Annotated in this window: 6 protein-coding genes and 1 pseudogene; 3 read left to right on the top strand and 4 right to left on the bottom strand. The window is 46.0% G+C overall.

Features of this window, described 5'->3' with window-relative positions; all coding sequences use genetic code 11:
- The 3 genes and pseudogenes from JHD69_RS18980 to JHD69_RS18970 form a co-directional block, all read right to left on the bottom strand.
- A pseudogene (locus tag JHD69_RS18980) lies at positions 1-273 on the bottom strand (hypothetical protein); the annotation flags it as partial.
- Positions 274-948: a response regulator transcription factor gene (locus JHD69_RS18975; RefSeq protein ID WP_199141915.1), complete on the bottom strand. Its 675-nt coding sequence runs from the start codon at positions 946-948 to the stop codon at positions 274-276. It lies immediately after the preceding pseudogene.
- A gap of 37 nt (positions 949-985) precedes the next feature.
- On the bottom strand, positions 986-1,576 hold the full coding sequence (locus JHD69_RS18970) for an HD domain-containing protein (protein ID WP_199141914.1): 591 nt from the start codon (positions 1,574-1,576) through the stop codon (positions 986-988).
- A gap of 167 nt (positions 1,577-1,743) precedes the next feature.
- Here JHD69_RS18970 and JHD69_RS18965 point away from each other — a divergent pair, with 167 nt between their 5' ends.
- Entirely contained in the window at positions 1,744-2,199 is a 456-nt protein-coding gene (locus tag JHD69_RS18965) for a DUF6326 family protein (RefSeq protein WP_199141913.1), read from the top strand.
- Complete coding sequence (locus JHD69_RS18960; RefSeq protein WP_199141912.1) at positions 2,189-2,884, top strand: DUF4386 domain-containing protein; 696 nt, start codon at positions 2,189-2,191, stop codon at positions 2,882-2,884. Before JHD69_RS18965 ends, JHD69_RS18960 begins: the two co-directional genes overlap by 11 nt.
- A 30-nt stretch (positions 2,885-2,914) precedes the next feature.
- Here the strand turns inward: JHD69_RS18960 and JHD69_RS18955 are convergent, their stop codons facing one another.
- Positions 2,915-4,438 carry a sialidase family protein gene (locus JHD69_RS18955; protein ID WP_199141911.1) on the bottom strand — a complete coding sequence of 508 codons (1,524 nt, stop codon included), beginning with the start codon at positions 4,436-4,438 and terminating at the stop codon, positions 2,915-2,917.
- A gap of 72 nt (positions 4,439-4,510) precedes the next feature.
- Here JHD69_RS18955 and JHD69_RS18950 point away from each other — a divergent pair.
- Positions 4,511-5,103: hypothetical protein (locus JHD69_RS18950; RefSeq protein WP_199141910.1), on the top strand; the 593-nt coding region annotated here is incomplete at its 3' end.

Genomic DNA, 5,103 nt, shown 5'->3' with positions numbered 1-5,103 from the left:
CCCCCCCCCCCCCCCCCCCCCCCCCCCCCCCCCCCCCCCCCCCCCCCCCCCCTTTTTAGATGTGTATAAGAGACAGATATAACTGGAAGGCAACGGCAACTTACCGTAATGCTTGACATATTGGATAATCTCTTCTTCTTCCACCACCAGATCCTTATCCAGTTTTTCGGTAAGGATGAAGTGGATGACGGTATAATAGATAATGCCAGTGATAATAAGCACCAGCAAGGAAACAAGCAGGTTAACGCGGTTATATCTGGTGGCCAATTTCATTTAATTGCCAAATTTATAGCCAATTCCGTAAATAGACTTGAGGTAATCGGGCGAACCGTTTTCCAGCAGTTTTTTGCGCAGGTTTTTGACATGGGTATAGATAAAGTCGAAATCATCGGCTATATCCATTTCATCGCCCCACAAATGCTCGGCCATGGCATTTTTGGTCACTACCTTTCCCTTGTTGGCCAAAAAATAAACCAGCAACTCAAATTCTTTTTTGGTGAGCGCCACCGGCTTTTTGCTCACGGTAACGGTCATGGCCATTACGTCTACATTAATTTCATGATAGGCAATTACATTGTCGCCATCAAAATTCTTGCGCCTTACAATGGCACTTACCCTGGCTTTGAGTTCGGAGAGGTGAAATGGTTTTACCAAATAATCGTCGGCGCCCAAATCGAGGCCTGCCAGTTTAGAATCGAGCGAATGCCTGGCCGAGATAATGAGTACACCATCCTTCTTTTTCAGTTTTTTCAGGTCCCTCAGCAGTTCCATACCCTCGCCATCGGGCAAGCCAAGATCGAGCAGAATACAATCATAACTGTAAAGGGCTATTTTTTCGGAGGCCGACCGGTAGTTCGAGGCCGATTCGCAAATATTGCCCTCTTCCATAAAATAGCTCAATATGCTATCGCGTAAAGCCTTTTCGTCTTCGATAACCAGGATTTTCATGTTTCAAATTAATGAAATTAAACGTCAAGAACACAAATCAAATCAATTGTTGCAGCAGGCGGATGTTTTTTTCTTTGCAGATCTGCAATTTATGCCGTCCGAAGCTGGTGAAATATTGGTGGTTCAGCAACATTTTCAAATTGATCGAATTCCATTGCAAAGGGGTATACTCCAAACCGATTACCTCTTCCCACTCCTGTTTAAGCGACTGCGCAAAGGCGAGGTAGTTATCCATCGAGAAATGATAAAAATCGGCATCGCAGATTACCTTTTCTACAAGGCAAACAGGCTGTTGCGGAAACCGGGTGGCCAAAATGCAGGTGATTACCTCGTCTAGCCGGTGCTTGGCCAAACCATAAGCAGCCAAAAACTGAACCGCGATTTCTACACTGGCCAATTCGTGCTGCTGATAGGTTTCGGTATAGCCGGTATCGTGGAACCAGGCGGCCAACAGTACTGTTTCGAGCTCTTCGGCATCAAGACCGGCATTCATTCCAATCTCCCGGGCGGCGTTCACTACATATTGGGTATGGGCCACATTGTGAAAATAGAGCTTGGCACTCAGTTTCTCGCGAAAGAGCTGCTGCACAAAATCACTAACCAAAGCCTCTAACTGAACAAAATCCATAACTTAATAACGCACAATTTAGCGGTTAATTCTGTAGAGATTTTGAAGTAAACGAATTCGGCGCAACGAATTGAAAATTGTTTGCAACTATTTGGCACCCTGCTACGTCTAAGTTAAGTGGCCGGGCTTAAGCCCGGCTACATCAGCAAAACCAAACCAACTACAACATGACTTCTAATCATCCTCAAAACCAACAACTTGAACAGTTTAAGGTAAACATTAAGATTAGGCTTGCCTTTTTATGGACAGCCGTAATGTTCTGTTATGTATATGGCGATTTCTTCTCGCTTTTTGTACCGGGCCGCCTCAAAAATCTCATGGCCGGACATTCGGGCGTAGGCCAAACCACACCTTATGCTTTATTGGGCTTTGCCCTGATGATGAGCATTCCGGCGCTGATGATTTTCCTCTCGGTTTCATTAAAAGCCAAAGCCAACAAAATAGCCAATCTGGTGGCTGGACTTCTGTTCAGTTTAATCATGGCTATGATTTTAGCTACTTCTCTCGACAAATGGATGTTGTTTTACGGCTATTTGGCCCTTGTAGAGATTATTTTAACCGCCATCATTGTATGTCTGGCTATTACCTGGCCAAAACAAAACCCCAACAACCATGAAGACTGACCAAAAAACCGCTCGCCTAGCCGGAGCCATTTACCTGGTGGTAGTGCTTACCGGCACATTTAGCTTGGGCTATGTACCTTCAAAACTTATTTTTTGGGACGAGCCTGCCAAAACACTGCATAGCTTAACCGAATCTGTACAATTGTTGAGATGGGATATAGTGAGTAGCATGCTCTGTTACCTAGCCTTTTTGGCCTTGCCCCTAGCTTTGTACCAGCTCTTGAGGCAGGTAAACGAAAACTGTGCTAAACTGATGGTTATTCTGGCTATCGTAAGCGTACCCATTGCCTTGCTTAACCTGCAGCATAAATTTGATGTGCTCACCTTGGTCGATGCGCCGGCATACCTCAAGGGCTTAAGTACCCAGCAGATTCAGGAGCAGGTCCTTTTCTCGCTTGATAGCTACGGCCATGGCATTAAAATCGTGCAGCTGTTTTGGGGCTTGTGGCTGTTGCCTTTTGGTTATTTGGTTTACCACTCCAACCGGTTACCAAAAGTATTGGGCATCTTTTTGATGCTGGGCTGTTTTGGCTACCTCATCAATGTTTTTGCAAGCACCGCCATGCCTCATTACAGCAGTTATGGTATAGCAAGCTACATCAGGATGCCAGCCAGCATTGGCGAAATAGGCGCCTGCTTATGGTTATTGATAATGGGAATTAAGGCAAAGAAAAATGTAGATTAATCAGCTCAAAAACAACAAGCTAGCATAACACTACTTAAACAAATCATTTATCTTGACGCGAACAAAATAAAGATCGCCAACGCCTTCGTATAAAATGCCGATAGTGTTTTCGTCGATCATGGTCAGCGCCGAATAGCCATACGATTCGCGTTCGTCGATAAGCAGCTGTGCTCCTTCGCTCCAGGTTTGCCCGAGGTCTAAACTGGTTTTAAGCGTCAGATTTTTCCTCGAAACCGACGAATTGGGATTGCTAAAAAACAGCACGTCTTTTAGCTTGCCCTTTACTTTGGCCCTGGCACGGATGAGGCTGCCCATACAAACTGGGTCGGCTAAGGTATTGGCCGAAGTAGGATGCATCTGCCAGGTTTGTCCAAAATCGTTGGTCGTGGCTATGCTCCTGAATTTTCCGGCATTGTCTCGCATGTTGAGCAGCAGTTGTCCGGGCGAGGTTTCTACCACAGCGCTTTCGGTGGTATTGTTTTTGGCACCTATGCCAGCTTTCCAACTTTGCCCATGGTCTTTGCTGTAAATTATGGTGGAGTGTGGCAGTTTATTTTCATCCCAATATTGCGCCGGAAACACCAGAGTTCCATCGGCCATTACCGAGCCCGTACCCGGACCGTTAAAAAACAGGTTCCACTTCGGATTTTTCACTTCAGCGGTAATGCTTACCGGTTTCGACCAAGTCAGCCCATCATCAGTACTCTTTACCAAAACCAATTGCCCAGTTTCATCAGGCAAAAGCCCTGGTTTTGAACTAGCTACAGAACGATTGCCCTTGCTCCATAAGGCAGCTACCCAAAGGGTATGGGTTTGGGTATCGTATAAAATAGCAGGATCGCCCACCCCATTGTTTTCGTTGGGTTCGCCCATGTCCATAACTACTTTCATCGGCTCCCACGTTTCGCCCCTGTCTAGACTTCGGCTCATGCCTACATCAATATTGGCGGGCAAATCCCTAGCATTGAGGTAACGGATATCGTAAACCGAAATCAGTGCACCAGCAGCTGTGGTGGCAATGCCTGGTATGCGGTAGGTATTTACCTTGTCGTCGCCATGCTTCCTAACTATGCTTCCTATCCTAAACACAAACTGCTTCCTGTTCAAACGGACCTGCTTGCCGTTGTCGACCAAAAAACAATCGGGTTGCAGCATCAGCTGATGTGCCAGCTTTGCCGAGTTTTTCAGCACGATATTAAGCCAGAGGTGATGCCCGTTAAAAGTGTACGATCCGTTGAACTTGATGGTAAATTTCCGGCCTTTGATTCGGGTTTCGCCCAGTAAACGCCTGCTTGTAAAATGGCTTAGTGTATCAGAATCATACAGCTCTATTTTTTCGATATCGTTAAGTACTTCGGCACCAATGGTACCCGAAAAGGCATTTAATCGTAATGGGCTTGGATTTTCAACAGAAAACCTGAGCACTGGGTTTTGATTGGTTTGCGTAAAAACAGGCTGATTTTTGGCCAACAGGCTGATTTTAATGTCTTGAGCGCTAACTGGAGCAGGCTTAAAAAAAACCGTTGCGGCTAACCAAAGGAAGATGTTTTTCATGAAGATATTAGGTAGTTGTTGTAACACCAAAAATAGGAATAGCACCGATATAATCCATAAAAATTATCGCCTATGCCCTATCGCTTCATTTTCGGCTCAAAATTTGCCACCTCATCTCAACAAACCAAATCGACCTCCATGAAAAACCTGGTTGCGCTATTGTTATTGGCCTCATTTGGCTTTAATGTTGCTGCTCAAAAAAAGCCTGTGGCTAAACGGAAGGTGGTTTTGGGTACTACCGAAGCTTTTGAACAGTTGCCTAAGCTTCGGGCCAATGAGGTATCTGAAGCTGCATTTAACCAATTGCCAAGCCCCAAGGCTTGGACCATGCCCTATGTTGAAACCGAAAACGGCCATTTTTATATCCAAACGGCCAAAGGCAGGCAAAAATTTAAAACATGCAGCAATAGTGGTGCGCGCAAGGGATGGAACGGCTACGAACTCTTGGGCTTTTTGTCACGTTTAAATTATTATGCCATTTCCAACAACTCATCGGCTGAGGGTATTGGTTTTGGACAGTTGTTTTTGCTCGACGCTAAAAACGGGTTTAGATACCCTATTGCTTCTTTTGGCGACTGGCATGTGGGTTTGCCCTGTCTCTTATACACATCTAAAAGAGGGGGGGGGGGGGGGGGGGGGGGGGGGGGGGGGGGGGGGGGGGGGGG

Origin of the sequence: Pedobacter sp. ASV12, assembly GCF_016429155.1 — a bacterium.
Taxonomy (GTDB): domain Bacteria; phylum Bacteroidota; class Bacteroidia; order Sphingobacteriales; family Sphingobacteriaceae; genus Pedobacter.
Note: the sequence above shows the minus strand (reverse complement) of the source record. Positions and strands in the feature narration are given on the sequence as shown.

Excerpts from the sequence above, each read along its gene's own strand:
- JHD69_RS18975 (WP_199141915.1), bottom strand. The coding sequence starts at position 948 with ATGAAAATCCTGGTTATCGAAGACGAAAAGGCTTTACGCGATAGCATA.
- JHD69_RS18970 (WP_199141914.1), bottom strand. The coding sequence starts at position 1,576 with ATGGATTTTGTTCAGTTAGAGGCTTTGGTTAGTGATTTTGTGCAGCAG.
- JHD69_RS18965 (WP_199141913.1), top strand. The coding sequence starts at position 1,744 with ATGACTTCTAATCATCCTCAAAACCAACAACTTGAACAGTTTAAGGTA.
- JHD69_RS18960 (WP_199141912.1), top strand. The coding sequence starts at position 2,189 with ATGAAGACTGACCAAAAAACCGCTCGCCTAGCCGGAGCCATTTACCTG.
- JHD69_RS18955 (WP_199141911.1), bottom strand. The coding sequence starts at position 4,438 with ATGAAAAACATCTTCCTTTGGTTAGCCGCAACGGTTTTTTTTAAGCCT.